Source organism: Streptomyces sp. NPDC002577, assembly GCF_053594815.1.
In genome coordinates this window covers 28,488-50,888 of record NZ_JBSFWK010000059.1, presented here as the reverse complement: position 1 = coordinate 50,888, position 22,401 = coordinate 28,488, and the positions used below count along the sequence as shown (strand labels likewise).

Genomic DNA, 22,401 nt, shown 5'->3' with positions numbered 1-22,401 from the left:
ACACTAGGAATCCTCACCGAGGCCGAGCCCGGCACCTTCAGCAAGAAGCAGTAACCAAGTCCGGAACGGACATCAACTCACGAACCGCCCACTGAAATCAATGAGCGAACAGCAGGGTGGTCCCGGAGCAGCCTGCTCCCATTGCTCGACACCGCCGTGAGCAACAGATGTCGTCCCGTGCGGTCACTGGCGGCACGCGGCGGCGCGAAGGCCGGGGGTTTGTTCACAGACACTGACAGCGACGCCTGTCCCACATCCTGACGAAGTGGGTGGCCTGGCGCCCGCACCAGCCCAAAGGGGCAGGAGCATTGTGCACGTTCGGCTGAACCGGCCGGTGCACGTTCCGTTCCGGTGTACGCCGACACCAGGTGAGGGTCGAGCTACGGGCACACCCTATGCGGACGCCCATGGTCGGCACGATGGGGACCGGAGGGAGGGTGCCGGGCCGGGGGCCGAGCCCGACGTTGGCAGGCGGCGGCGCGCGCAGAGATCGCGAGCCGGGACAGCGCGGACGAAAGGGCGAGCCTGGCTGAGCGCGACAGCGGGAGCAAGGGAGTTCAGCAATCAGGTCTATCCAACAGATCTGTAGTGGCACCGGGATCTGTCCTGCCCGACCATGACGACATCACGCTTCAGTCAGTGATCAGCGCAGCGTAGTCCGGCCAGCAGAAGGTCGAGCAGGTGCTCGGTTCGTTGGGGTGAGGCGTTGCTTGTGCGGGTGAGGAGCTGGTAGAGGACAGAGCCGATGAGAGCGTCAGCGACCGCTTCGAGGTCGGCGTCGGCGCGGAATTCGCCGCTCGTCACTCCCGCGCGCAGGCAGCTCACGACGGTCTCGTGCTGCGTGCGGGTGTGGTGTCGGTAGAGGCTTTCGGCGTCGTGGGGGCTCTCGGCGGCAGCAGCGGTCAAAGCGAGGATCATGGCCGCATGGCGTGGGTCGCCGACCGATGTGGCGTAGGCCCGGAACCAGGCGGTCAGCTGCTGGGCGGCGCCGACGGCGATGTGCTGGCCGGGCGGGCGGATGCCGGGCACGGCAGCGAGAAAGCTGTGCAGCACGGCGTCGCCGACGAGGGCCGCTTTGGAGGGCCAGCGCCGGTAGACCGTGGGTTTGCCGACCCTGGCCTCGGCAGCGACCTTCTCCATCGACAGACCGGCATAGCCGTCGCGCAGGAGGACTTCCCGGGCTGCGTCGAGGATGGCCTCGTCCCTGCCTGCGTCCCGGGGCCGTCCAGGCCGCCGCACCTCATCCATAGCGGCCCATCCTACGAGAGGTAGACTTCAATTACGAAACGTATCGTAATGTTAATGGGAGGTGCCCATGGGCACGAACGTGGTCGTCGTCATCGGTGTGGGCGGAATGGGACAGGCCATCGCCCGGCGCCAGGGCACGGGCAACAAGGTGCTGCTCGCCGACTTCAACGAGGAGACTCTCGCCTCCGTCGCGGATCTCCTGCGCGGACAGGGACACGACATCGTCACGCAGACGGTCGACGTCTCCTCACGCTCTTCGGTCGCCGCTCTCGCGGGCACGGCGGCGCAGCTGGGGCCCGTCGCCCAGGTCGTGCACACCGCGGGCCTCTCCCCCGTTCAGGCCCCCGCGGCCGCTGTCCTGAAGGTGGACCTGCTCGGCACGGCGTTGGTCCTGGAGGAGTTCGGGCGGGTCATCGCGCCCCGCGGAGCCGGGCTGGTGATCTCCAGTATGGCCGGTCACATGCTGCCCGCCCCCCTGGGCGCAGAGCAGGAGCAGGCTCTCGCACACACGCCCGCCGACGATCTGCTGGACCTGCCCTTCACCGATCCGGATGCCGTGGGACAGGGCGCCTATGGCCTGGCCAAGTACGGCAACCGGCTGCGTGTCCAGGCCGCCAGCGCCTCCTGGGGCGAGCGGGGAGCCCGGATCAATTCCATCAGCCCCGGCGTGATCGCCACTCCCATGGGACAGCAGGAACTCGACGGGGACAGCGGCCAGATGATGCGCGCCATGATCTCCGCGTCGGGAACCGGTCGTCTGGGCACTCCCGACGACATCGCCGAGGCCGCCGCCTTCCTGCTCGGCCCCGGCGCCACCTTCATCACCGGCAATGACCTGCTCGTGGACGGCGGTGTCGTCGCGGCCATCCGTGCCGGCCGTCTGGCTCCGGGCGCCTGACCCGGAACGCCGGGGCGCGGGGACCCGTCCGTGCCCCGGCCTTGTGTCCGCCGGCTCGCCGAACCTCTAGCAACGGCTCCGTTCCACCAACGGCGGATGGTTACGACGGCGAACGCGGCGGCGTCGTGGTCGGTGACCACGTTGGCCAAGTATCGGCGCGTGCTCTGGCAGCGGGACATTCGCCCCTGTGATTGCCGGACGGGGCAGGCCTCATGGCCTGGTTTTGGGCATCTTCCGTTGGGCTGTCGAGTCCACTGTCTCCTGGCTGCATGGCTCTGGATGCCGTCTTCGGTGCTGCTTCGCTGACGCACTTCTACCGGTTGATGGCCCGCCACAGCCTGTCCGACCCGGCGAATGTCACCGCCCCGGTTAGTCCGTTGCGTACGCTCTGCGGACAGGCCGTCGACCGCCTTGTCAGGTCGTCAGTGTGGCGGCGTGGAGGATGGCGACATCGAGGCCGGCGGGGCGAGGTCGTGGACCGTGCCCATCCACTCGGTGCAGGGCTCGTTCCACGCCGAGCGTCCACCATCGCTCACGAATGGGGGTAACGGACACACAGCGCGTTGATTAGGGTCGGTACCACCTCAGGCCGTGGAACGGTCACCTGCAACTGAGGCAAGGGCACGGGTACGATCGGGATTGCCCTAACGGAGTTTGGTGGATACGAACAGGGATAATCCGAATCGTCAGGTTCGTTTGTCGTTTCTCGGGTAGCCCTGGGTGCGGCCACGACGGTAGGGCCGATTTCCGGCCGCACCAAGTGCGAGGGTGCGGGGTCGACGACGGAGTCGTGAGGCAGGGGGCAGTTCCCGCTCCGTGACGGTCATGTGGCGACGCTCGGTGTGGATGTGCGGAAGACGGGGCTGCTGTGGTCCACACTCGCGTCGGCTTCCTGCTCAATAGAGTTCACGATCATGGACGCAGTCGACCTCGACCACCGCCATCGCACCTACGACGGCTGGATACCTCCCACCGTCGTCGACCTCCTCTACGAGCCCGGCCGGCGTCCTCCGCGACGCAGCTGCACGCGGTGACTGGTTCTGCGCCCGACGACTCGCCGTGGCCGCTGCCGACCACCCCGGACGGACAACCGGCAGCGCTGGCACTCCTCGAGCCGTTCGCCTCCACCGGATGGTGGCCGGCCCTCAGCGCAATCGCCGGGATGCTCGCCGGCTGGGAGCGGGTCGACGAGGCCATCACTCGGCAGGGCCGGCCTGGATGCCGCCGGAGCCGAAGGCCATGACGGGCAGACCGTCCGGCAGGACGCACGTGATACCGGGCTTCGCCGTGACGCTCACCTGGATGTAACCGCCGCCCTGGGTCACCGACTTCGCCGACCACTCAGGTCGTTGGTGCCGCATCCCTGCCCGTAGCCCGACTTGTCGGCCGCGGTGTCGTCGGACGTGTCCTCGTCCGATCCCGATTCGTCGCCGGCCTGGGCGTCGCCGGAACCTGCCTCTACGGTCCCGCCGGTCGAGTCCTGGCCTTGGGCGACCTCGGCAGCCGGGCTCGTGGCAGGTGTGTCGGCGCCCTGAGCGGAGTCGTTCCTTTCGCTTTCGGCCCAATCCGCGGCGGATGCCCTGTCCGGATCGGCACGCAGGGCGTCCACGGCGTCGGTGAGCAGTTCCCGCAGCATCTCCCCGGCGTGCTCGGCGGCGTACCCGGGCTGGCCGGTGACCATCCGTGTGGTGCACAGCGGGCCGGTCGCGAGCGCGTCTGGCCGGTGCCAGTCGCGCAGGGCGTCGCGTACCGCGGTGTCGAAGTCGGCGCGGGCCAGCGGGGCGGCCGGGCTGTCGGTGGCGGGGCGGGCGGGGGTCTCGGTCAGCGCGCCCGGCTGGGTGCGGTCGAACCAGATCGACAGTGGGGTGACCCGCCAGTCGCAGGCGAGGAGGGTGTAGGTGTGCCCGTTGTGCCACGGCAGAGCGGTGGCCCGTTCGTGTCCCAGGTGCTCCATCAGGGCTTCCCACATCTCTGGGAACGGGCTGATGATGAACGACCAGGCCAGAGCCCCGGAGCGGATCCAGTCGGCGCAGATGCGCAGCTGCGTCAGGTGCAGTACCGGCGATACGTCCGGTCTCGCTGCAGATGTACTCGGCCATGACTTTGGTGACAGTCGGCTGACGGTGGCTGGCCGCCGAGCGCAGTGTGTCGGCGGCCAGTGTTGTAGAAGTGCAGCCGGGGCGCGAGTGCTGCGGCGCGTTCGGTGTTGCCGGCGAATACCTGGCGGTAGGCCCGCTCGGCCTGCAGGTCCGGTTGAAGCGTTCGGCCTTGCCGTTGCCGACGTCCTCGCGTACCAAGCCCGTCACCACAGCCTGGAAGTTCGACTGAGTGATGCCGAACTACGCGAGGAGTGCGAGGCCTGGCGGCGGGCGGGATTCGAACAGCTCGACACCGAGGGATTCCGGGCCTGTCTTTCGCGGAAACAAATCGGGATTATCCGAGCCGAGGGGTGCCATTGACTTTCCTCGGGTAACGAACTGGTCGCGGAGGCCAGGTGCTCGTCGCTGGAGAGGGTGAGTTCCCCTTGGTTGCACCTTGTGTAATCTGGAAGTTCATCTTCCGCATGTATTCGAGGTGACGCCGGCCGGGGCACCGATCCATTGCTCCCGTGAGACCGAGGCCTTGCGTCACGGGTGAAACTAGTGCCGATGTGCGTACCGTGCTAAACTTGCTGGCAGTTGCAGTTGTGGTTCCCGAAACTTCAAGTGCCTCGGCGACCATATGTCGTCGGGCATTTTTGTATCTCCGGTGCTTATCCGGACGGGGTTCATCGTGGCAACGCAGGGGTTCACACGGTGTGGGCCCGCGGGCACTGCCCCCAAGGGGATATGACATGGCTACTGGCACCGTCAAGTGGTTCAACGCGGAAAAGGGCTTCGGCTTCATCGAGCAGGACGGCGGCGGCCCGGACGTCTTCGCCCACTACTCGAACATCGCCACCCAGGGTTTTCGTGAGCTCCAGGAAGGCCAGAAGGTGAAGTTCGACGTTACGCAGGGCCAGAAGGGCCCGCAGGCGGAGAACATCACTCCCGCCTGACGTCGAAGCGTATGAGGTAGCTGGGGCCCCGCATCTTGCGGGGCCCCAGCTTACTGCTTTTTGCATTTCGCTGGAATTCTTTTGGTCTTATATTCGGCTCGTTCTTGCAATTCATCCGGCTCGTTCCAGTCGGGAATTCCTCGATGCGCGCCCAGTCGAGGAAGGTTCTCCATGAGCCGTTCAGCTCGCACGAATGACCCTTTCCGTCCACGGGGTCAGGGGCGCCCCGGCGCCAGTCCAGGTGACACCGGGCGCCGTCCCTCCGCGCCACAGGGGGAGTTCGCGCTGCCGGTCACCGTCACCCCGGCCTTGCCCGCGGTCGCGACCTTCGGTGAACTGGACATGCCAGTCGAGTTGCTGAAGATGCTCACCAGTCTCGGCCTGAATGAGCCGTTCCCGATCCAGGCTGCCACGTTGCCGAATTCCCTCGCAGGGCGTGACGTTCTGGGCCGCGGGCGCACCGGATCGGGCAAGACGCTCGCCTTCGGCCTGGCGCTCCTCGTGCGCACGAACGGGCAGCGTGCCGAGGCGCGGAAGCCGCTGGCCCTGATCCTCGTCCCCACGCGCGAGCTGGCCCAGCAGGTCACCGATGTGCTCGCCCCGTACGCTCGGTTGCTGAAGCTGCGGCTGGCCACTGTGGTCGGCGGCATGTCGATCGGCAGGCAGGCCGGCGCACTGCGTGCCGGGGCCGAAGTGGTCGTTGCGACTCCTGGCCGCCTCGCGGATCTCGTCGAGCGCAAGGACTGCCGCCTGGACCGGGTGAACATCACCGTTCTGGACGAGGCCGACCAGATGGCGGACATGGGTTTCTTGCCGCAGGTCACCGAACTGCTGGACCAGGTACGTCCCGACGGCCAGCGCATGCTGTTCTCGGCCACGCTGGACCGCAACATCGATCTCCTGGTCCGTCGTTACCTCCATGACCCGGTCGTCCATTCGGTCGACCCGTCGGCGGGCGCGGTCACCACGATGGAGCATCACGTGCTGCAGGTGCACGGCGCCGACAAGTACGCCACCGCCACCGAAATCGCTGCCCGCGACGGGCGCGTGATCATGTTCCTGGACACCAAGCATGCTGTCGACCAGTTCACCAAGCACCTGCTGAGCAGCGGCGTAAAGGCCGCGGCGCTGCACGGTGGCAAGTCGCAGCCCCAGCGCACCCGCACCCTGGCACAGTTCAAGAGCGGCGACGTCACGGCGCTGGTGGCCACCAACGTCGCGGCTCGGGGCATTCACGTCGACGATCTCGATCTCGTCGTCAACGTCGACCCGCCGGGCGACCACAAGGACTACCTGCACCGCGGTGGCCGAACTGCCCGCGCCGGCGAGTCCGGCAGTGTCGTCACGCTGGTCCTGCCCGGCCAGCGCCGGGACATGGCCCGTCTCATGTCCGACGCAGGCATCAGGCCGCGGATCACGCAGGTCCGCTCCGGCGAGGCCGAGCTGAGCCGCATCACCGGTGCCCAGGCTCCCTCCGGTGTCCCCGTCGCCGGCAGCGGGCCGGTCGCGGAGCGCCCGAAGCGCGGCGGTGCCCCTTTCCGTGGTCTCGGCACCCGCCCAGGGCGGGCCGGCGGCGGTGGCGAGTCTCGCCGGTCTGCTGAGGCCCGCCAGATTGCCGAGGCCCGCAAGGCCGCCCGGGTCCGTCGTGGCGCATAGGCCGGCAATGGTCCCCTCGTACGCTGTGTGCGTGACTCAGGCTGGCTTGCGCCACACGGAGATGTGCTTCGCGGAGTCCTGGGTGAACGGCGCCCCGTCCCAGTCCGCGACGCGTCGTTCCAGCTCGAGCCCCGCGATCCGTGCCATCAGGTCGAGCTCCGCCGGCCATGCGTACCGGTGCCGGGAGTTGCCCCGGCGGTAGCGGCCGTCGTCGCCGTCGCGGGTGAAGTGGTGCGAGACGAGAATCTGCTCGACCAGGTCGAAGGTGCCGAAGCCGAGATGCCGCTCGGAGACGTCGAACGGCACCGCGACCTGCCCGGGCGGCAGGAACCGCAGCGGCGGTACGCCCAGCTCGATGACGAATCGGCCGCCGGGCGTCAGGTGACGTGCGGCGTTTCGGAAGCACTCGATCTGCTCGTCCTGCGTGAGCAGGTTCGTGATGGTGTTGTAGACGAGAGAGACCAGCGTGCACTCGCCGGGGACGGCAGTCGTGGCCATGTCCCCCATGACCGGGAGCGTCTCGCCCGGGGCTCACCCCATCTCGCCACGCGTGCACGCCGGGCCGCGGTGCAGCAGTCCGCGACCCGGACGCGGTGGTGGACCTCAGCGACGTAGGGCGACCCCGTCGGTGCGTGCGACAGCGAACGCCCACGCTCGACCAGCGCGCTCCTGCCCCGGCGTAGAGGGTGCCTGTCGCCGTCACGCCGACGGTGGCCGACGTCTGCCCGATCCGAGGTCGGGAACGGCCTGTCGCCATCAGGAGCCACCGGCGGCTCGCGCTGAACGATCTGTGTCCTCTGCCGGCCCCCTGGAGTCCCGGCGGCAGCCCCGTACGCACGAGACTGCCGAGTGCGGTGGAGCCCGTCGTTCACCGTGCCGTGCAGGAATGGCGGCCGTCAGCGGCGCGGACGCTCCAGAGTGAGCAGCAGGCCCTCGACCGCACCGGGCCCTATACGGCCCTTGACGTCGGCGGACGTGATCGCCTTGAGGGCCCAGCCGTCCTCGGCATGCTTGTTCAGAACCTTCTCCAGCTTGTCGCTGTCCAGTGCGTCTCCGATCAGTGACTCGCGGAAGGTGACGACCTTGTATTCGAGTGCGTAGGGGTTGCTCATGGCTGGGGCCTTCCCGTGGATGGATTGGCTGACGGAACCGGGGACAGCCAATCACCGATCGACGTTGCCCCATACGGCGGGGTGGGGGCATGTCATCGGGGGGAGGGGGCGAGGAGGGCCTGCGTGGCGCGGCGCCGAACCGCGACGGCGGGGCGCACCTCAGGCGTGAGCGCGGCGCCGTACGGTCCATGTCCGGTAGGTCCGCGGCGCTCGCCAGTCGGGCACCCCTCGCCTGCTCCTCGCACAGCCACCGGAGGGCCGTCTTCAGCGACATCGAGCACATCCGCGCTCACTCGCCCGAGCGGTTCGCCACCTGACCTACTTCGGCGGTTCCGGTACAGCGCAACGAGGAGGTAATCCGGCGTCGCGTCAGCGCTGCACCGGCACGTCCCAGCAGACGCGCAGGGCCGGGGGCTTCCGGAAGACCAGGCCTCTGGGTGCGGTGGGCGAGGCCGGGTCGAGCCGCAGGCCGGGGAGACGGTCGAGGAGCGCGCGGAGGCAGGCGCGGGTTTCCAGGCGGGCGAGGTGGGCGCCCAGACAGAAGTGCGGGCCGTGCGCGAAGGCCAGATGGAGGCGGGAGTTGCCCCGTCGCAGGTCGAAACCGTCGGGGTCCTGGAAGACCTCGGGGTCGCGGTTCGCGCCGGCGAGTGAGACGACCACCAGATCACCGCGCCGCACGTCGGCCCCGCCGATCGTCACGTCGGCCGTTGCGTAGCGGTCCACGACCGCGGCGGCGGGTTCCAGGCGGAGCGATTCCTCGATCGCCGCGTCGACCAGGTCTGGATCAGCACGCACGAGGGCGAGTTGACCAGGGTGTGCCAGCAAGTGCAGTACGGCGTTGGCGATCATGCCCTCGGTGGTCTCGATACCGCCGAACATCAGCACGGCGGCGTTGGCGACCACCTCCGGCAGTTTCAGGCGCTTACTCTCGGCCGCCGTGGCCAGCAGCGACGCGTCGCCTCCTGCCGCGACCGTCGCCTCGACGCTGCCTCGCAGCTGGTCGAACGCCGCCGCCCCGGCGGGGTTCGCCGGCAGCCCGGCGGTGATGTCGGAGACCGCGCTCACGATGGCGTCGTACCAGGACAGCACCGCCTCGGCGTCCGCGCCGACCAAGCCCAGCGACTCGGCAACGACGGCGACGGCCAGAGGCCCGGCCACCTCCCGGCGCAGTTCGGCGCTGCCGCGCGGCCGGATGCCTTCCACGAGCCGGGCGGCTTCTTGTTCCACGAACCCGGTGAACCGGTCGTGTACATCTTGCGTGCGGAACGGGTCGGTGAAGGGGGCGCGGTGACGCTTGTGCTCGGCGCCCTCCACGGAGAGCATGCTCGGACCGACCACCTGGGCGGTGGAGAAGCGGGGGTCGTCCACGGTGAAGGTCGTCGCGTCGCGTATCACGCGCAGTGCGAGATCACGCTGGGTCACCAGCCAGCCGTCCAGCACGGGGAGCCATGAAACCGGTTCGCGGGCGCGCAGCAGGGCCAGTCGGGGGTGGGGGTCGTCCTCCAGTTCCGTGAGCGTGGTCGCGGAGCCGAGCGGAAATCGGCGCGCCGTCACCATAGAAGCTCTCCTGTTCCCGTTCCTGGAATTCCGGCCTCCCCGGAGCCCACTCAGAGCGTATGCGTCTCCGGCGGTGCGTTGAGCTGGTCCCACACCGTGGGTGACTCGCCCCCTGCGGCCGACATCGCCCCCGGACACGCCGGTGGGTCGGGGTTGCCTCAACGGAGTTTGGTGGACACGAACAGGGACAACCCCAACCGTCAGGCGCGGCAACAGCAGCACCCGCCAGAGGTGCGCGCCGGGCGCGACGATGGCCACCACCACGGCGAGCAGGGACCAGGCAAGGACGTCGCTGAGGGCGGCGCAGCACAGCGCCAGCGCGCCGACGGGGGTACGGTGCATGTCCCGGTCGGTGAGGATGCGGGCCAGCACCGGGAGCCGTCGATCCGGCCGGCCTGCGGACGAACGGCGTTCTCAGCTTCTCCGTGGGTATCGGGTACACCAGGACCAGTCCGGACCTGCCCAGCGAGTCCTCGGTCAGCCCGTCGAGCACGCGCCGGACGAACGGCCCGGTGGTCTCCTCCGGCAGGATGAGGTTGAGCCAGGGATGGGGATGGAACCAGTCGCCGGCCGCCCGGAGTTGTTGCTCCCCGCTCGCCATCCGGTCGAGGAAGTCCGCGTAGGTGAGGTCCTCGGCCTGCTCGGTGCCGTGTTCGTGACGAAGGCCCCGGAGCAGCGTGTTGTCGTCAGGCGGGTTCGGAGGGTCGTAGTGCTGGGCCAGTAAGGCCTTGTCCAGTACGCCGAAACGTGCGGCGCCGATCACGCCTTCCGGCTCCGCTCATGATGAGGCGGGCATCGCATAGCCTGCTCCGCATGCCTGACGACACTACGCACGCAATACGCGATGACAGGCCCGAGGAGTCCCGGCGGGTGCCTCTGAGCCGGACCTTCGACGAGGACGCGGAGCTGTACGACCGGGCCAGGCCCGGATATCCGCCGGAGCTGTACGACGACCTCGCGGAACTCGCGGGTGCCCGCCCCGGCAGCCGCGTACTGGAGGTGGGCTGCGGGACCGGCCAGGCGACGGTGCCTCTGGCCGGACGGGGCTGCCGGATCACGGCCGTCGAGGCGGGACCGCGCATGGCCGCGGTCGCCCGCCGCAATCTGGCCGGTGCCGCGGCGGTGGAGGTGGTGACGGCGGACTTCGAGAGCTGGCCGCTGCCGGAGGAGCCGTTCGACGCGGTCGTCTCGGCGACGGCGTTCCACTGGATCGATCCCGCGGTGCGGATGGCCAAGGCCGCCGACGCGCTGCGTCCGGGCGGGGCGCTCGCCGTGGTGCGCAACCAGCATGTGAGGGGCGGCACCGAGGAGTTCTTCGTCGAGGTCCAGCGTTGCTACGAGCGCTTCGACCCGGACACGCCGCCCGGGCTGCGGCCGCCCGCTGCCGCCGGCGTCGACGGCTCGGACCATGCGGAGGAGGTCGCGCGAAGCGGGCGGTTCGGCCCCACGGTCTTCCGCCGCTACGAGCAGGATGTCACCTACACCACGTCGGACTATCTGGAGCTGCTGCGGACCTATTCCGGCCACCGAGCTCTTCCGGAGGCCGCCAGGAACGGGTTGCTGGGGTGCATCGCGAACCTGATCGACGGGCGGTACGACGGCCGGGTGACCAAGCGGTATCTCATCGACTTGGGAGTGTCACACAGGCGGTGACACCGGCCGGCGCACCGCGGCGCCGCCACGCGATCCCGGAGAAGTCCGATATCCAGGCGGCCCGCTGAATCCCAGCCCCGGGCAAGGCACCCGAGGCCGACCCAACCGTCATGTGCGGCTGAGCTTCCTCGGGTGACGTGTCCGCTCTGCTCGTTCGGGGGCCCACCTTGTGCGGGCGTCAGCCAGGGCGTCCACGATTGATCTCGCGATGTTTTTCCTCGTGAAGGGAAAGAACATGCCGACGTTTGTCACGTTGCTTAACTGGACCGAGCAGGGGATCCGAAACTTCAAGGACACCGGGAAGCGCGCCGAGGCCTTTGCCGCAGCGCTGCAGAAGGTGGGGGCGAATCTCCTGAACATCTACTGGACCGTCGGTCCATACGACCTTGTTGCCGTCGTCGAGGCCCCCGACGACGAGACCGCCACCGCGGCACTCCTGCAGCTCGGCGGGGTGGGCAATGTACGTAGCACGACTCTGCGGGCCTTCGATCGAGAGGAGATGGATCGCATCATCGGCAAGGCCGGCTGAGGAACTCCACTCCTTGCGCGCGAGGCGTCCGGCGAGGCGACTCGGCAAGCTCCGTCTCCAGGCCCGATGCGACGGCATTGGGCCTGGAAGACAGCCCGTCGCGGGGGCCAGTTCGCGACTTCGGCGTAGCCCGCCCCCGTAGTGGTGGTCGGTGGTTCCCGGCGGCCCGGAGGCCGATGCTCCGCAGCATCGGGCGGCCCGCAGGCCGGGACCGGGGTCAGCGGGACTGATCGTCGCGCTGGGCGTTCTTCTCCTTGATGCGCGCCGTTTCCTTGCGGACCTCGGCCTGGGTGGCGCGCTCCTTCTCCAGCCAGTCGGGTCGGTCCCTCTTCAGCGCGTCGATCTGCTCGGTGGTGAGGGCTTCCGTGATTCCGCCACGCGCGAGGCCGGAGATGGAGATGCCCAGCTTCGCCGCGACCACCGGGCGGGGGTGCGGGCCGTTGCGCCGCAGCTCCCGCAGCCACTCGGGCGGATCGGCCTGCAGCGCGTCCAGCTCGGCGCGCGAGACGACACCCTCCTGGAACTCGGCGGGCGTGGCCTCGAGGTACACACCCAGCTTCTTCGCCGCGGTTGCGGGCTTCATCGTCTGGGCGGTCTGGTGCGACTTCATGGTGTCCAGGGTATCGAGCGCCTGCGCGACCTCCGACCACGACCGGTGACGAGCGACCGGTAACCTGGCGGAGTGACAGGCTCGGAAGAAACCCCTTCGTTCCGGCTCGCGTATGTCCCGGGGGTGACGCCCGGCAAGTGGGTGCGGATCTGGAACGAGCGGCTGCCCGATGTCCCACTGACCCTCATCGGCGTGTCCGCCGAGGAAGCAGCCGATGTGCTGCTGGGCGGCGGCGCGGACGCCGGTCTCGTGCGCCTGCCCGTCGACCGGACGGTCCTCAGCGCGATCCCGCTCTACGCCGAGACGACGGTCGTCGTGGTCCCCAAGGACCACGTCGTGGCGGCGGTCGACGAGGTGTCCGCCGAGGATCTGGCCGACGACATCGTGCTGCATCCCCTCGACGACGTTCTCGGCTGGGAGCGTCTGCCGGGACGACCCGCGATCGAGCGCCCCGCCACGACGGCGGACGCCATCGAACTGGTGGCGGCAGGGGTGGGAGTGCTCGTCGTGCCACAGTCGCTCGCCCGTCTGCACCACCGCAAGGACCTCACGTACCGGCCGGTCACGGACGCCCCCGAGTCGCGCGTCGCGCTGTCGTGGCCGGAGGAGGCGACCACCGACCTGGTGGAGGACTTCATCGGCATCGTGCGCGGGCGGACCGTCAACAGCTCCCGGGGCCGCCGTACGACCCCGGCCCCGGCCCCGACCCCCGCTCAGCCGAAGCGCAAGCGGCCCGATTCGGGCGCCGCGGGGCGGAAACCCGCAGCCGGCAAGTCGACCGGCAAGAGTCCGCGCAGTGGTTCCGGCGGGCCGAAAGGCACTAAGCGGGGCAAACCTCGGCGCCGGTCGTAGCTTCAGGGTGGATGCGCACTTCCGGATGCGCATGTCCGGCTGGCTGCGTTCAGGACTGTGTCGTCGGAGCGAGCGCAAGCCACTCGAACGCGGCCCGCGCCGTGAATTCGCCCTGGCCCCCGCGGAAGAGCAGTCCCGCCGTGGCGAACCGAGGGTCGTCCGCCTGCGCCGCGACGTAGGGGATCGCGATGCAGCGCATGCCCGCCGCATGCGCCGCGGCGGCCCCCGGCGCGGCGTCCTCCACCACCACACAGCCCTCCGGTTCGGCGCTGATCCGGCGGGCGGCCTCCAGGAAGACGTCCGGTGCGGGTTTGCCGTGCGCCACCTCGTCCGCCGATACGACGACGGGCAGCAGCGTGGTCAGCCCGGCGCCGGACAAGATCGCCTCGATGGCCTCGCGAGAGGATCCCGAGGCGACGGCCATCGGCACATCCGCCTCGTGCAGTCGCTCCACGAACCTCCGCATCTCCGGGTAGACGGGCGTGGAGATCCGGGCGAGTTCCAGATAGCGGCGGTTCTTCTCCGCCAAGAGCTCGTCGAGCGGTGCCGTGAGTCCGAACCGCTCCTTCCACAGAGCGAGCGTTTCCTGCGTGCTGATGCCGACGTACTGCTGGTGGTCGTTCCAGGTGAAGTCGAAGACGCCGTGCTCTGCAAGAACGTGCCGTCCCGCCTCGAAATAGTTCGGCTCGCTGTCTACGAGTGTTCCATCGAGATCGAATATGACCGAGGTGGGGGCGCCCTTGCTCATGCCGTTCAGCATGCCAGGGCGTGAGGGGGCGGGCGCGGGCGGCTGGGACGGTACCGGCGAGCGCGAGGGTTCAGCGTGCCACGCGAGCCGAGCGGCCGATCGACTCCACGAGCGACAGCAGCCGATGGGGCACCCGCTCACGCAGCGCCACCTCCGTGCGGGTGCGCACCACGCCCGATACCTGGATCAGCTGCTGGATCACGTCCTCCGGTGCGCGTTGTCCCGCGCTACGACGCGGGTCAGCAGGTCGCCCCCGCCCGTGATCGAGAACGCCTCGATGATCTCCGGTACGGCGGCCAGCGGTTATGACGGTGCCAATGGCCCAGCCGAGTCCCCTCTGGCGAGCCGATGTCCCGTTCGGGCCTGGCGAGCCGATGTCCCGTTCGGGTTTGCGGTTCGGCCGATCCCGCCGTGCCCAGCGATGGCGGGGTTCCTGTCGAGCCGGCTCGATGCCCTCAGCTGAACCGGGGCATATCGGCCAGTGATCATGAGCGTGGCCGCGCAGCTCAGTGCATCCCGCGCAGCTCAGTGGACGCCGACGTCATGCGCGGTTCCGTCGATGACGGCTTGCAGTTTGTCGGGGTTGGCGACGTTGTGGATGGCGGTGATGCGGCCCTCTGCGTCGAAGTCGAAGGTGACCGTGGCGATCACGCGGCCCGATCCGCTGAACAGCATGCCCGGCCCGCCGTTGATCTCGACGAGTTCCGCGTTCATGTCGGCAGGCTCGACGCCCTGGTAGGTGACGGTGCCGATGGCCGCGAACCAGGCGGCCACCGTCTGCGCGCCCACCACCGGACGCAGGGCCTGGCGGACCTTGCCGCCGCCGTCGGTCCACAGAGTGACGTCCGGGGACAGCAGCTCCATCAGGGTGTTGATGTCACCACCCGTCGCGGCCGCGAAGAACTGCTCGGTGGCCTCCCGCTGCCGTGACCGGTCCGCGGTGAAGCGCGGCCGCCGGGCCCGCACATGCCCACGTGCACGGTGCGCGGCCTGGCGCACCGCTGCCTCGGAGCGCTCCACCGCCTCCGCTATCTCGGCATGGCTGAAGCCGAAGACCTCCTTCAGCACGAACACCGCACGCTCGAGCGGACTCAGCGATTCCAGCACCACCAGCATCGCCATCGACACCGACTCGGCGGCCGTGACGGCGTCTGCGGTGTCGACGCCGGTGAGGATGGGCTCCGGAAGCCACGGCCCCACATAGGTCTCACGCTTGTGCCGGGTGGAGCGCAGGCGTTCCATCGCCAGATTCGACACGATCCGTGTCAGGTACGCCTTGGGGTCGGCCACCTGCGAGCGGTAGGCGGCCGACCACTTGATCCAGGAGTCCTGGACCGCGTCCTCGGCATCCGCTGCGCTGCCGAGGATGCGACACAGTCGCCTCGGTGGGCGGGCCCCGATCGTGTGATCAACGGGGAAGTTTCGTTCGTCCGGGTGTCGGCCGGAGGAAATACCCAGGGGGGGTATAGTGTTAGTCGTATCGGCAGGGGCGGCGGACAACCAGCCCGTCCCGCACATACGCACGCACTTGAGGAAGAAGCCATGACCTCCGAGAACGTCACCACCGTCTACAAGGTGTCCGGCATGACCTGTGGCCACTGTGAGAGCGCTGTTTCCGAGGAGCTCTCCGCGCTGGACGGCGTCACCGCGGTCAAGGCCGTCGCCGCCTCCGGCGAGGTTACCGTCACCTCCGCCGCCCTCCTCGAAGAGGAAGTCGTGCGCGCCGCGGTCGACGAGGCCGGTTACGAGCTCGTCGGCCCGGCCTGACTGCTCCGCCGGGGCCGTCCGCCCCTTGAACGACCCCGGAACGCGATGTCGCTCCCGCGCCGGGACGTGCCGCTCCGCTGATACGGACGCCGTACGCCCCGGCCTCTCCCAGGAGAAACGCCCATGACCAGCACGGCTCCCGAGAAGACGGCTCCGGCCACGGTGCCGGCGCCCACCGCCGAGGTCGAGCTCTCCATCGGCGGCATGACCTGTGCGTCGTGCGCCGCGCGCATCGAGAAGAAGCTCAACCGCATGGACGGCGTCTCGGCCACCGTCAACTTCGCGACGGAGAAGGCCAAGGTCTCGTACACGGACGGGATCGAGGTCGCCGACCTCATCGCCACTGTCGAGAAGACCGGGTACACGGCCGAGTCGCCGCCCCCGCCTTTGCCGCAGGCCGCCGCGGATGCGGCTGAGGCCCAGGCCGCTCCGCCGGCAGCGGACGGTGAGCTGCTCCTGCTCCGGCAGCGGCTGCTCGTGTCGCTGGCGCTGTCCGTACCCGTCGTGTTGATGGCGATGGTCCCGGCCCTGCAGTTCGACAACTGGCAGTGGCTGTCGCTGACCCTGGCCGCTCCGGTCGTCGTCTGGGGCGCCCTCCCGTTCCACAAGGCAGCCTGGACCAACGCCCGTCACGGCGCCGCGACCATGGACACCCTCGTGTCCATCGGCACGCTCGCCGCGCTCGGCTGGTCGGTGTGGGCGCTGTTCTTCGGGCACGCCGGGATGACAGGCATGCGGCACGCCTTCGAGTTCACCGTCTCCCGTACGGACGGCTCGTCCTCCATCTACCTGGAGGCCGCGGCCGGCGTGACCACGTTCATCCTCCTGGGGCGCTACCTGGAGGCGAAGTCCAAGCGGAAGGCCGGTGCAGCGCTGAAGGCGCTGCTGGAGCTGGGTGCCAAGGACGTCTCCGTGCTGCGCGGCGGCAGGGAGGTCCGCATCCCTGTGGCGCAGCTGTCCGTCGGTGACCGTTTCGTCGTACGCCCCGGAGAGAAGGTCGCGACCGACGGAACCGTCGTCGAGGGCAGTTCGGCGGTCGACGCCTCGATGCTGACCGGCGAGTCCGTGCCGGTGGACGTGACAGTCGGCGATGCCGTCACCGGTGCCACGGTGAACGCCGGCGGCAGGCTGGTCGTCGAGGCGACCCGGGTCGGAGCCGACACCCAGCTCGCCCGGATGGCGAAGCTCGTCGAGGACGCCCAGAACGGCAAGGCCGAGGTGCAGCGTCTGGCCGACCGCATCTCGGCGGTCTTTGTCCCGGTCGTCATCGTCATCGCTCTGGGCACCTTGCTGACCTGGCTGTTCGTCACCGGTGACGCCGCTGCCGCCTTCACCGCGGCTGTCGCGGTGCTGATCATCGCCTGCCCCTGTGCGCTGGGTCTCGCGACGCCGACCGCCCTCATGGTCGGCACCGGGCGCGGCGCCCAGCTCGGCATCCTGATCAAGGGCCCCGAGGTCCTGGAGTCCACCCGGCGCGTGGACACCGTCGTCCTCGACAAGACGGGGACCGTGACCACGGGCCGTATGCAGCTCCTGGACGTCGTCACGGCGACGGGCGAGGACGAGACCGAACTGCTGCGGCTCGCCGGTGCGCTGGAGCACGCCTCTGAGCACCCGATCGCCCAGGCGATCGCCGCAGGCGCTGTGACACGGACCGGAAGCCTCCCGGTACCGGAGAACTTCGAGAACGTCGCCGGTCTCGGTGTCCAGGGCGTCGTCGACGGGCACGCGGTGCTCGTCGGACGCGAGAAGCTCCTGAAGGAGTGGGCCATCGAGCTGCCGCTGGAGCTGGCCGAGGCCAAGGCCGCCGCTGAGGACGAGGGACGCACGGCGGTCGCGGTCGCCTGGGACGGCAGGCCCCGCGGCGTCCTCACCGTCGCCGACGCGGTCAAGGAGACCAGTGCCGAGGCGGTCGCCGAACTGCGCAGGCTCGGCCTGAAGCCCGTGCTGCTGACCGGTGACAACCGGACGGTCGCGGACTCGGTCGCCCGAACCGTCGGCATCGACGAAGTGATCGCCGAGGTCCTGCCCCAGGACAAGGTGGACGTGATCAGGCGGCTGCAGCGCGAGGGCCGTACGGTCGCGATGGTCGGCGACGGCGTCAACGACGCGGCCGCCCTCGCCACCGCCGACCTGGGCCTGGCGATGGGAACGGGCACGGACGCGGCGATCGAGGCGGGCGACCTCACGCTCGTACGCGGTGACCTGCGGGTGGCTGCGGACGCCATCCGGCTCTCCCGCAGGACCCTCGCCACCATCAAGGGCAACCTGTTCTGGGCCTTCGGATACAACGTCGCCGCACTGCCCCTGGCAGCGGCCGGCATGCTGAACCCGATGATCGCGGGTGCCGCGATGGCCTTCTCGTCGGTCTTCGTCGTGACCAACAGCCTGCGGCTGCGGTCCTTCAAGTAGGAGGCCGGGTCACGACCGACGGCGTGGCGGCGTATGCCGGGGTTCTCGGTGCTAGAGGAGCGCGTCGAGGAGCATGACCGCCGCCACGGCCGCCAGGACCACGGCGAAGACGCGCTGCACGGTGGCGCCTGACACCTTGGTGGCCAGGCGTTTGCCGTCCCAGGCGCCGAGGACGGCGGCGCCGGTGAAGGGGGCGATGACCTCCCAGCGCAGTCCGTGGGCCGTGCCGGTGCGGGCGGTGAGAGCCGCCAGGGAGGTGATCGTGATCACCAGCAGGCTCGTGCCGACGGCGGCCCGCATCCTGAGGCCGAGCACGCTGACCAGCGCAGGGACGGCGAGAAAGCCGCCGCCCACGCCGAGGAAGCCGGTGATCGCACCAAGTCCGGCACCCGTGGCGGCGGCCCGGCCCGGCCGCGCGGGCAGCCGGTGCCGTTCGGCGTCCGGTCGCCCGGGCCTGAGCATGCGCAGTGCGGCCAGGAAGGCGATCACGGAGAAGGCTCCCGTGAGCAGAGACTCGGGAAGCCGGCCGGCCAGCGCCCCGCCCAGCAGCGCGGGCACGATGCCGGCGGCCGCGAACAGGATGCCGGTGCGCCACTGGACGTTGCCGTCCCTGGCATGCGCGTACAGGGAGGTCGCGGTCGTGGCGGCGACGATGATGAGGCTGGCCGTGGTGGCCGCGACAGGGGTGAAGCCGAGCAGGTAGATCAGGGCGGGAACGGCCAGGATGCTTCCGCCGCCGCCCAGTCCCCCGAGAGCGAGGCCGACGACGGCGCCCGCGACGAGGGCGAGGAGCAGGGTGGTCACGCTATCGAGCCGCCCTTGCCATGTGCGTCCACCACGGGAAGACCCGCCGACGCCCACGCCCGCATGCCGTCGATGACGTCGACGGCGTCCACTGCGCCGACGGCGTCGCCGGCGAGTGACGACAGCAGGGCGACTGCCTGCCGCGAGCGGTTGCCGGAGCGGCATATCACCACGAGCGGCTGTCCCTGCGCGGCCGGCGGCAGGGAACCGCCGGAGGCCAGGTCTGTCAGCGGGAGGTGGACGGCGTGCGGTGCGTGACCGGCATCCCATTCGTCCTGCTCTCGTACGTCGAGCAGGACGGCGTCACCGTCGGGGCGGGTGCGCGCGGCGGCCTCATCAGCGGTGATACGGCCCGGTACGGGTCCGTTGGGGGACATGGGCATTCCTAGGGAGTTCGGGTTCGCGCTGAACGGGCGGGTCAGGAGGAGACGAGGGGGAGGCCGGCGGCCGCGGCGTTGTCGAAGGAGTCGTCGACGGCGACGACGTCCCGGCCGGCCGCGTCCAGCAGCGACGCGGCGATGGCCGCGCGCATACCGCCCGCGCAGTGCACCCAGACCGTGCCGGGCGGCACCTCGGCGATGCGCTTGTGCAGAGCGTGGACGGGGATGTGCACCGAGCCGGCGATGTGGGCGGCGGCGCGCTCCGAGTCACGGCGCACGTCCAGGACCACGACGTCCGGGTCGGGGCCTAGCGCGGCGAGGTCGCCGAAGCCGGCACGGGGGAAGGAGGCCGGGTCCTCGCCCGGGCGCAGCCACTGCTCGGCGGCGCCGGTCGCCGCGGCGGCGGGCCTGTCGATGCCGACCCGGACGAGTTCGCGCTGCGCATCGGCGAGCTGCTCGGCGCTGTCGGCGAGCAGGGTGACGGGCTTGCCCCACGGGATCATCCAGGCGAGATACGTGGCGAGCTTCCCCGCGGCCTCGAAGTTGAAGGAGCCCGCCACGTGCCCCTCCGCGAAGGCGATGCGGTTGCGCAGGTCGACGACCCACTCGCCCGCCGCGAGGCGCGCGGCGATCTGGTCGGCGTCGGCGACGGCGGGCGGCGTCAGATCGACGGGGGAGGGGCCGTCGGCATTGGCAGGGCCCATGTGCGCGTAGTACGCGGGGACGTCCTCCAGCCCGGCCAGCAGGTCGGCGACGAACGCGTCGACGTCCTTGGCGAGCGCCTCGTTGACGCGCTTCTCCCGGCCGATGGTGGTGGCGTCGCCTTCGGCCTGCGCGGCGGAGCAGAAGCTGCCGAAGCCGTGGGTCGGCAACACGGCCGTATCGTCCGGCAGTTCGGCGGCCAGCCGGTGCGCGGAGGCGTGCTGGGCCCGGGCAAGCCGCTCGGTCAGGCGCGGCTCGACCAGGTCGGGCCGGCCCACGGTGCCGATCAGCAGTGACCCGCCGGTGAACGCGGCCACGGGGGTGCCGTCGTCTTCCAGGACGTACGCCGTGTGGTGGGGCGTATGGCCGGGGGTGGCCACGGCGCGCAGGCGCAGGCCCGTGTCGATGTCGGCGATGTCACCGTCATGGACCGGCACCCGCTGGAAGGACACGTGCGCACCGGCGGGAACGAGATACGCGGCCCCGGTCACCCTCGCCAGCTCGAGGCCGCCGGTCACGTAGTCGTTGTGGATGTGCGTCTCCACGACATGGGAGATGCGTACGCCTCGCCTCGCGGCCGCCGCGATGACCTGGTCGATGTCACGGGGCGGGTCGACGGCCACCGCCGTACGCGGTCCGCCCGCCAGGTAGTGGCGGTTTCCGAGGCCCTCGATCTCCATGGTGTCGATGAAGAACACGCGCTGCTCCTGTCCGGTCCTGTTTACCCCCGGGGGTATGTACTTCACCGTAGCAGCTATACCGGGTGGGGTATCCGTGGGGCGTGTGTCGGGTGCTCGACGGTGACGAAGAGCACTGGGGCGACGTACCGGAATTGCCTGGTCGCGGCCGGAGTGCCCTCGGCGGCCAAGGGGTTGCGGTCAGGTACTGTCGGATGCCGGAAGGTGATCCGGGGTGACCCGGGGCGGAGATCAGAGGGTGAGCGCATGAGCCGGTACGCACGGGCGGGAGGAGCCCTTGGGCGCCTGCTGCTCGTCCTCGTGCTCTCGTTCGGGATCTTCGTCATGCACACTCTCGGGCATCCTGACGGCTCGTCCGGTCATGGCACGGCCACCGCATCCCACGGATCGGCGATAGATGCGGCGTCTACGGCTCACGGCTCCGGGCACACGCCGGCTGTCACGGAGCCGAGCCACGCGAAGCCTTCCCCGTCGTCCCGGGATTCCGCAGGCCATCCCGCCATGGCGATGGACATGCTGTCGCTGTGCCTGGCGGTGCTGCTCAGTGCGTATGTGCTGGCCGCTCTGTTGAAGGCTGCGCTCACCCGCCGACCCGACTGGCCGGCGAACCTCCTCGCTCGCGCGACCGTCGCCCAGCGGCCCAACCCGCCGCCGCGCGGCCCCGATCTCACCCAGTTGTCGGTGCTGCGGCTGTAGGCCGAACCGCCTCGCGGGCGCGCTCCCAAGCGCCGCCCCGCGACGACGCGTACGCCGAAACAGCCAGAAGAACCGACATACGAGGTGAGATCGACCATGAATGACCGCACTCGCAGCCTCCACCGCAAGCCTGCCCGCCGCATCGCGGCCGCCGGAGTCGTGGCGGCGGCAGCCCTGCTGCTCGCCGCCTGCGGCAACGACGACGACATGAGCGGCATGGACCACGCCGGCGCGGCCTCCGCATCGGCGACCGCCAAGCCGGGCAGCAGCGCATCGGCCGCGGACTTCAACGGCGCGGACGTCAGCTTCGCGCAGATGATGATCCCGCACCACCAGCAGGCCCTGGAGATGGCCAAGCTGGCCGACGGCCGTGCATCCGACTCCGAGATCAAGAAACTGGCCGCGCAGATCAAGAAGGCCCAGGACCCCGAGATCAAGACGATGCGGGGCTGGCTGAAGTCCTGGGGCAAGCCGACCGAGACGGAGTCCATGGCCGGCATGGACCACTCCGGAGGCTCCGGCATGATGTCCGACGAGGACATGACGGAGCTCGAGGCTGCGAAGGGCACGGAATTCGACAAGATGTTCGCCTGGATGATGATCGACCACCACAACGGCGCGATCAGCATGGCTAAGGGCGAGCAGAAGACCGGCAAGAACGCGGACGCCAAGAAGATGGCGGACGCCATCGTCGAGGGTCAGTCCGCCGAGGTGAAGCAGTTCCAGAGCATTCTCGAGCGGCTCTGATCCACGGCGCACCGACCACTGCGGTGACACGCTGACCGCTGCGATCGCACGCTGACCCGCGTCGGTCGCACGCCGACCGCCCCAGGCCCTGCCGGCTCACCACCGCGAGCCTGGGGCGGTCCGTCGTCCGGGCGACCCGAAGTCGACCTTGCCGCCTGCGTGATCCGTTGGCCCCCGCCGGCGCAGCGCCCGCGAGGTCCGCGGGCCGGCCTCCGTGGCCGCCGACCCCGAGGCGTCCCACGACGTCCGCCTCGCCGCGGCCTGCCGGCGTGTGGAGGCCGCCGTGGAGGCGCTC

The 22,401-nt window shown here is 69.9% G+C and carries 23 protein-coding genes and 2 pseudogenes; 11 read left to right on the top strand and 14 right to left on the bottom strand.

The window, feature by feature from the left end; all coding sequences use genetic code 11:
* Window positions 1-636: 636 nt before the first annotated feature.
* Entirely contained in the window at window positions 637-1,248 is a 612-nt protein-coding gene (locus ACWD4J_RS39800; protein ID WP_451400434.1) for a TetR/AcrR family transcriptional regulator, read from the bottom strand.
* Between the two features lie 67 nt (window positions 1,249-1,315).
* Between ACWD4J_RS39800 and ACWD4J_RS39795 the strand changes: the two genes are divergently transcribed.
* Complete coding sequence (locus tag ACWD4J_RS39795; protein WP_451400433.1) at window positions 1,316-2,146, top strand: SDR family oxidoreductase; 831 nt, start codon at window positions 1,316-1,318, stop codon at window positions 2,144-2,146.
* Between the two features lie 1,196 nt (window positions 2,147-3,342).
* Here the strand turns inward: ACWD4J_RS39795 and ACWD4J_RS39790 are convergent.
* Both ACWD4J_RS39790 and ACWD4J_RS39785 read right to left on the bottom strand, forming a co-directional pair.
* On the bottom strand, window positions 3,343-3,471 hold the full coding sequence (locus ACWD4J_RS39790; protein ID WP_451400432.1) for a hypothetical protein: 129 nt from the start codon (window positions 3,469-3,471) through the stop codon (window positions 3,343-3,345).
* Window positions 3,468-4,100 (bottom strand): hypothetical protein, encoded by a 633-nt coding sequence (locus ACWD4J_RS39785; protein WP_451400431.1) that lies wholly within the window; start codon window positions 4,098-4,100, stop codon window positions 3,468-3,470. The genes ACWD4J_RS39790 and ACWD4J_RS39785 overlap by 4 nt, the downstream gene beginning before the upstream one ends.
* An 879-nt stretch (window positions 4,101-4,979) precedes the next feature.
* On the opposite strand from ACWD4J_RS39785, the gene ACWD4J_RS39780 reads away from it, so the two are divergent.
* Entirely contained in the window at window positions 4,980-5,183 is a 204-nt protein-coding gene (locus tag ACWD4J_RS39780) for a cold-shock protein (protein WP_152787098.1), read from the top strand.
* 171 nt (window positions 5,184-5,354) lie between these two features.
* A complete protein-coding gene (locus ACWD4J_RS39775) occupies window positions 5,355-6,839 on the top strand; it encodes a DEAD/DEAH box helicase (protein ID WP_451400430.1) in 1,485 nt (494 codons plus the stop codon).
* 36 nt (window positions 6,840-6,875) lie between these two features.
* Here the strand turns inward: ACWD4J_RS39775 and ACWD4J_RS39770 are convergent.
* Window positions 6,876-7,361 (bottom strand): annotated as a pseudogene (locus ACWD4J_RS39770) (SAM-dependent methyltransferase); the annotation flags it as partial.
* A 374-nt stretch (window positions 7,362-7,735) separates the two neighbouring features.
* Window positions 7,736-7,951 (bottom strand): DUF4177 domain-containing protein, encoded by a 216-nt coding sequence (locus tag ACWD4J_RS39765; RefSeq protein WP_053666946.1) that lies wholly within the window; start codon window positions 7,949-7,951, stop codon window positions 7,736-7,738.
* A gap of 89 nt (window positions 7,952-8,040) precedes the next feature.
* Between ACWD4J_RS39765 and ACWD4J_RS39760 the strand changes: the two genes are divergently transcribed.
* The gene (locus ACWD4J_RS39760) at window positions 8,041-8,268 is read left to right on the top strand and encodes a hypothetical protein (protein ID WP_451400429.1); all 228 of its coding nucleotides are present in this window, start codon (window positions 8,041-8,043) and stop codon (window positions 8,266-8,268) included.
* Between the two features lie 52 nt (window positions 8,269-8,320).
* Here ACWD4J_RS39760 and ACWD4J_RS39755 read toward each other — a convergent pair whose 3' ends face one another.
* Both ACWD4J_RS39755 and ACWD4J_RS39750 read right to left on the bottom strand, forming a co-directional pair.
* Window positions 8,321-9,457, bottom strand: coding sequence for a cytochrome P450 (locus ACWD4J_RS39755; RefSeq protein WP_451400440.1), 1,137 nt, complete (start codon window positions 9,455-9,457; stop codon window positions 8,321-8,323).
* Window positions 9,360-10,271 carry a hypothetical protein gene (locus ACWD4J_RS39750; RefSeq protein ID WP_451400428.1) on the bottom strand — a complete coding sequence of 304 codons (912 nt, stop codon included), beginning with the start codon at window positions 10,269-10,271 and terminating at the stop codon, window positions 9,360-9,362. The genes ACWD4J_RS39755 and ACWD4J_RS39750 overlap by 98 nt, the downstream gene beginning before the upstream one ends.
* Before the next feature lie 50 nt (window positions 10,272-10,321).
* On the opposite strand from ACWD4J_RS39750, the gene ACWD4J_RS39745 reads away from it, so the two are divergent.
* Together ACWD4J_RS39745 and ACWD4J_RS39740 are read left to right on the top strand one after the other, a co-directional pair.
* On the top strand, window positions 10,322-11,161 hold the full coding sequence (locus tag ACWD4J_RS39745; RefSeq protein WP_451400427.1) for a class I SAM-dependent methyltransferase: 840 nt from the start codon (window positions 10,322-10,324) through the stop codon (window positions 11,159-11,161).
* 235 nt (window positions 11,162-11,396) lie between these two features.
* Window positions 11,397-11,690 (top strand): GYD domain-containing protein, encoded by a 294-nt coding sequence (locus tag ACWD4J_RS39740; protein WP_451400439.1) that lies wholly within the window; start codon window positions 11,397-11,399, stop codon window positions 11,688-11,690.
* Window positions 11,691-11,907: 217 nt separating this feature from the next.
* Here ACWD4J_RS39740 and ACWD4J_RS39735 read toward each other — a convergent pair whose 3' ends face one another.
* Window positions 11,908-12,300 (bottom strand): DUF5997 family protein, encoded by a 393-nt coding sequence (locus ACWD4J_RS39735; protein ID WP_451400426.1) that lies wholly within the window; start codon window positions 12,298-12,300, stop codon window positions 11,908-11,910.
* A gap of 72 nt (window positions 12,301-12,372) precedes the next feature.
* Here ACWD4J_RS39735 and ACWD4J_RS39730 point away from each other — a divergent pair, with 72 nt between their 5' ends.
* Window positions 12,373-13,152: a LysR substrate-binding domain-containing protein gene (locus ACWD4J_RS39730; protein WP_451400425.1), complete on the top strand. Its 780-nt coding sequence runs from the start codon at window positions 12,373-12,375 to the stop codon at window positions 13,150-13,152.
* A 49-nt stretch (window positions 13,153-13,201) separates the two neighbouring features.
* Here ACWD4J_RS39730 and ACWD4J_RS39725 read toward each other — a convergent pair whose 3' ends face one another.
* The 3 genes and pseudogenes from ACWD4J_RS39725 to sigJ all read right to left on the bottom strand — a co-directional run bounded on the left by ACWD4J_RS39725 (window position 13,202) and on the right by sigJ (window position 15,301).
* Window positions 13,202-13,900: an HAD family hydrolase gene (locus ACWD4J_RS39725; protein WP_451400424.1), complete on the bottom strand. Its 699-nt coding sequence runs from the start codon at window positions 13,898-13,900 to the stop codon at window positions 13,202-13,204.
* Window positions 13,901-13,970: 70 nt separating this feature from the next.
* Window positions 13,971-14,200: pseudogene (locus ACWD4J_RS39720) on the bottom strand (Lrp/AsnC ligand binding domain-containing protein); the annotation flags it as partial.
* A 225-nt stretch (window positions 14,201-14,425) separates the two neighbouring features.
* The gene (gene sigJ / locus ACWD4J_RS39715; protein ID WP_451400438.1) at window positions 14,426-15,301 is read right to left on the bottom strand and encodes an RNA polymerase sigma factor SigJ; all 876 of its coding nucleotides are present in this window, start codon (window positions 15,299-15,301) and stop codon (window positions 14,426-14,428) included.
* Window positions 15,302-15,442: 141 nt separating this feature from the next.
* Here sigJ and ACWD4J_RS39710 point away from each other — a divergent pair, with 141 nt between their 5' ends.
* Entirely contained in the window at window positions 15,443-15,667 is a 225-nt protein-coding gene (locus ACWD4J_RS39710; RefSeq protein WP_451400423.1) for a heavy-metal-associated domain-containing protein, read from the top strand.
* A 123-nt stretch (window positions 15,668-15,790) separates the two neighbouring features.
* Complete coding sequence (locus ACWD4J_RS39705; RefSeq protein ID WP_451400422.1) at window positions 15,791-18,079, top strand: heavy metal translocating P-type ATPase; 2,289 nt, start codon at window positions 15,791-15,793, stop codon at window positions 18,077-18,079.
* Window positions 18,080-18,130: 51 nt separating this feature from the next.
* On the opposite strand, the gene ACWD4J_RS39700 is transcribed toward ACWD4J_RS39705, so the two are convergent.
* The 3 genes from ACWD4J_RS39700 to ACWD4J_RS39690 are packed head-to-tail and all read right to left on the bottom strand — an operon-like array spanning window position 18,131 to window position 20,663.
* Window positions 18,131-18,883 (bottom strand): sulfite exporter TauE/SafE family protein, encoded by a 753-nt coding sequence (locus ACWD4J_RS39700; RefSeq protein ID WP_451400421.1) that lies wholly within the window; start codon window positions 18,881-18,883, stop codon window positions 18,131-18,133.
* Window positions 18,880-19,260, bottom strand: a complete 381-nt coding sequence (locus ACWD4J_RS39695) for a rhodanese-like domain-containing protein (protein ID WP_451400420.1) — start codon at window positions 19,258-19,260, stop codon at window positions 18,880-18,882. Before ACWD4J_RS39695 ends, ACWD4J_RS39700 begins: the two co-directional genes overlap by 4 nt.
* A gap of 41 nt (window positions 19,261-19,301) precedes the next feature.
* Window positions 19,302-20,663 (bottom strand): rhodanese-like domain-containing protein, encoded by a 1,362-nt coding sequence (locus ACWD4J_RS39690; RefSeq protein WP_451400419.1) that lies wholly within the window; start codon window positions 20,661-20,663, stop codon window positions 19,302-19,304.
* 246 nt (window positions 20,664-20,909) lie between these two features.
* On the opposite strand from ACWD4J_RS39690, the gene ACWD4J_RS39685 reads away from it, so the two are divergent.
* Together ACWD4J_RS39685 and ACWD4J_RS39680 are read left to right on the top strand one after the other, a co-directional pair.
* Complete coding sequence (locus ACWD4J_RS39685; protein ID WP_451400418.1) at window positions 20,910-21,359, top strand: DUF6153 family protein; 450 nt, start codon at window positions 20,910-20,912, stop codon at window positions 21,357-21,359.
* 96 nt (window positions 21,360-21,455) lie between these two features.
* On the top strand, window positions 21,456-22,106 hold the full coding sequence (locus ACWD4J_RS39680) for a DUF305 domain-containing protein (RefSeq protein ID WP_451400417.1): 651 nt from the start codon (window positions 21,456-21,458) through the stop codon (window positions 22,104-22,106).
* The last annotated feature ends 295 nt before the right edge of the window (window positions 22,107-22,401 follow it).

Coding starts and splice junctions, on each gene's coding strand:
- ACWD4J_RS39800 (WP_451400434.1), bottom strand. CDS start 1,248: ATGGATGAGGTGCGGCGGCCTGGACGGCCCCGGGACGCAGGCAGGGAC.
- ACWD4J_RS39795 (WP_451400433.1), top strand. CDS start 1,316: ATGGGCACGAACGTGGTCGTCGTCATCGGTGTGGGCGGAATGGGACAG.
- ACWD4J_RS39785 (WP_451400431.1), bottom strand. CDS start 4,100: ATGGAGCACCTGGGACACGAACGGGCCACCGCTCTGCCGTGGCACAAC.
- ACWD4J_RS39780 (WP_152787098.1), top strand. CDS start 4,980: ATGGCTACTGGCACCGTCAAGTGGTTCAACGCGGAAAAGGGCTTCGGC.
- ACWD4J_RS39775 (WP_451400430.1), top strand. CDS start 5,355: ATGAGCCGTTCAGCTCGCACGAATGACCCTTTCCGTCCACGGGGTCAG.
- ACWD4J_RS39765 (WP_053666946.1), bottom strand. CDS start 7,951: ATGAGCAACCCCTACGCACTCGAATACAAGGTCGTCACCTTCCGCGAG.
- ACWD4J_RS39760 (WP_451400429.1), top strand. CDS start 8,041: ATGTCATCGGGGGGAGGGGGCGAGGAGGGCCTGCGTGGCGCGGCGCCG.
- ACWD4J_RS39745 (WP_451400427.1), top strand. CDS start 10,322: ATGCCTGACGACACTACGCACGCAATACGCGATGACAGGCCCGAGGAG.
- ACWD4J_RS39740 (WP_451400439.1), top strand. CDS start 11,397: ATGCCGACGTTTGTCACGTTGCTTAACTGGACCGAGCAGGGGATCCGA.
- ACWD4J_RS39735 (WP_451400426.1), bottom strand. CDS start 12,300: ATGAAGTCGCACCAGACCGCCCAGACGATGAAGCCCGCAACCGCGGCG.
- ACWD4J_RS39725 (WP_451400424.1), bottom strand. CDS start 13,900: ATGAGCAAGGGCGCCCCCACCTCGGTCATATTCGATCTCGATGGAACA.
- ACWD4J_RS39710 (WP_451400423.1), top strand. CDS start 15,443: ATGACCTCCGAGAACGTCACCACCGTCTACAAGGTGTCCGGCATGACC.
- ACWD4J_RS39705 (WP_451400422.1), top strand. CDS start 15,791: ATGACCAGCACGGCTCCCGAGAAGACGGCTCCGGCCACGGTGCCGGCG.
- ACWD4J_RS39695 (WP_451400420.1), bottom strand. CDS start 19,260: ATGTCCCCCAACGGACCCGTACCGGGCCGTATCACCGCTGATGAGGCC.
- ACWD4J_RS39685 (WP_451400418.1), top strand. CDS start 20,910: ATGAGCCGGTACGCACGGGCGGGAGGAGCCCTTGGGCGCCTGCTGCTC.
- ACWD4J_RS39680 (WP_451400417.1), top strand. CDS start 21,456: ATGAATGACCGCACTCGCAGCCTCCACCGCAAGCCTGCCCGCCGCATC.